This window comes from Synechococcus sp. H55.9, assembly GCF_047462355.1.
Classification (GTDB): Bacteria; Cyanobacteriota; Cyanobacteriia; order Thermostichales; family Thermostichaceae; genus Thermostichus.
Genome location: NZ_JANSJB010000058.1, coordinates 1 through 2,059, shown reverse-complemented (window position 1 = coordinate 2,059; position 2,059 = coordinate 1). Strand labels below are relative to the sequence as shown.

2 protein-coding genes are annotated in these 2,059 nt (G+C 62.6%); both read right to left on the bottom strand.

Annotated elements, in window-relative coordinates; genetic code table 11:
• Positions 1-266: 266 nt before the first annotated feature.
• The gene (gene smpB, locus NW857_RS08660) at positions 267-731 is read right to left on the bottom strand and encodes an SsrA-binding protein SmpB (RefSeq protein ID WP_414337930.1); all 465 of its coding nucleotides are present in this window, start codon (positions 729-731) and stop codon (positions 267-269) included.
• Between the two features lie 35 nt (positions 732-766).
• On the bottom strand, positions 767-2,059 hold a 1,293-nt coding region (gene der, locus NW857_RS08655; RefSeq protein ID WP_414368675.1), incomplete at its 5' end, for a ribosome biogenesis GTPase Der.

The window sequence follows — 2,059 nt, the reverse complement described above, 5'->3', positions numbered from 1 at the left end:
TGGTGTGAGCGGGTGAAAACCACCGACCGCTTCTTCCCCCTCCCTGGTGCCTAGAACTTGCTGGCGGCGGCTCCTTCCCTCCCCCTGCAGCCGACCGAGTTGGATTTTGCTTCCAAGCCTATCGGAGGATTCCTCACCCCCAGCCTCTCTGCCCAAGGGAGGGGAAAACTGGAAATCGCTGCAACGAAGGGCTCCAGCGGCATTTGGGATCGCCTAGGCTGCCCCGCTGGCCACCCCATTGGAAGCTGCCGGAAGCTTGGCGAGCCTTAGCGCCCCTTTAGCTCTCGCTGGATCTCTCGCTGGGTTTGCCGCTCTTTAATGGCCTGCCGCTTGTCGTGGAGCTTTTTGCCGCGGGCCACGCCCAGATGGGCTTTGATCCAGCCGCGGTTGAGCACCAGCCTCAGGGGAACCACGGTCAGGCCCTTTTGCTCCACCAGGCCCCGCAGCCGGTCGATCTCGCGGCGGTGCAACAGCAGCTTGCGGCGGCGGGTGGGATCGTGGTTGAACACCTTGCTGGCGGTGCCATGGGGGGAGATGTGCAGGTTGTGCAGCCAGGCCTCGCCATCGCGAAAGAGGGCAAAAGCGTCTTGTAAGTTGGCTTTGCCCGCCCGTATCGATTTCACCTCTGTGCCGGTCAGTTGCAGCCCGGCTTCGTAGGTCTCCAAGATTTCGTACTCGAAGCGGGCGCGACGATTCTCCACCAGGGTTTTGACGTTGGGATCCACAGCCATAGGCTTTCAGAATAGAGCTCCGTCCTCCAGAGGGCCTAACGAGAGGCCAGGGATCCCTCTAATTTTTGCACTGCCCGTCCCACGAGGCGCTCGGCTTTGCCGCGCCAACGAAAGCGAATGGGGGTGCCTGTGAAGTCGAGGTTTTGCCGGAAGTGCTTTTCCAAGTAGCGGCGGTAGTTGTCTTTGAAGAGATCGGGATCGTTGACAAACAGGAGAAAGGTGGGAGGTTGCTCCGCCACTTGGGTGCCGTAGTAGATTTTGCCCTGCTTGCCTTGGCGGTTGGCGGGGGGCGATTGCCAGGCGAGGGCATCCTGGAGCACCTCGTTGACCACGGCGGTGGCGATGCGCTTGCGATGGGCGGCCACCACCGTATTCACCTGGGCAAAGATCTTGTGGGTGCGCTGCCCGGTGAGGGCGCTGATGAACAGCAGCGGCGCCCAGTCGATAAAGTAAAGCTTGTCGCGAATCTCGCGGGTGAACTCGTTGAGGGTGTAGGTATCTTTGTTTTCGACGGCATCCCACTTGTTGACGACGACGATACAGGCGCGGCCTTCTTCTTCGATGCGGCCGGCCAACCGCTGATCCTGCTCGGTCACTCCCTCGAGGGCGTCAATGACCAGCAGCACCACGTCCGAGCGCTGGATGGCTTTGAAGGCGCGGTTGATGCTGAAAAACTCCACTCCATATTCCACCCGGTTTTTTTTGCGGATCCCGGCGGTGTCGATGAGACGGTAGGGCTGCCCTTCCCAGGTAACGACGGTATCGATGGCATCGCGGGTGGTGCCGGCAATGGGGCTGACGATGGCCCGCTGGGATCCCACCAAGCGGTTGAGCAGGCTGGACTTGCCCACGTTGGGCCGGCCCACAATGGCCACGGCGATGGGATCCGCTGCTGCTGCAGCTTCGTCTACCTCAGGCAAATGGGGCAGCACCGCCTCCAACAGCTCGGCCACCCCGTTGCCGTGGATGGCGGAACAGGGGATCGGCTCCCCCAGCCCCAACTCCCAAAAAGCCGCCGCCTGGGCCAGGCCCAGTTGCCCCGACTCGCACTTGTTGACGGCCACCACCACCGGCAGGGGTTGTTTGCGCAGCCAATCGGCCACTTCCCGATCGGCGGGGGTCAGTCCCTCACGGCCATCTACCACAAAGATCACAGCGTGCGCCTCCGCCATCGCCGCCATGGCCTGCTGGCGGATGTGGGGCAAGAACTCGCTGTCGTCGCCAAAGACCAGGCCGCCGGTATCCACCACCTGCAGGCGGCGCCCGTTCCACTCCACCTCTTGGTAGAGGCGATCCCGCGTGATGCCCGGCTCATCGTGGACAATGGC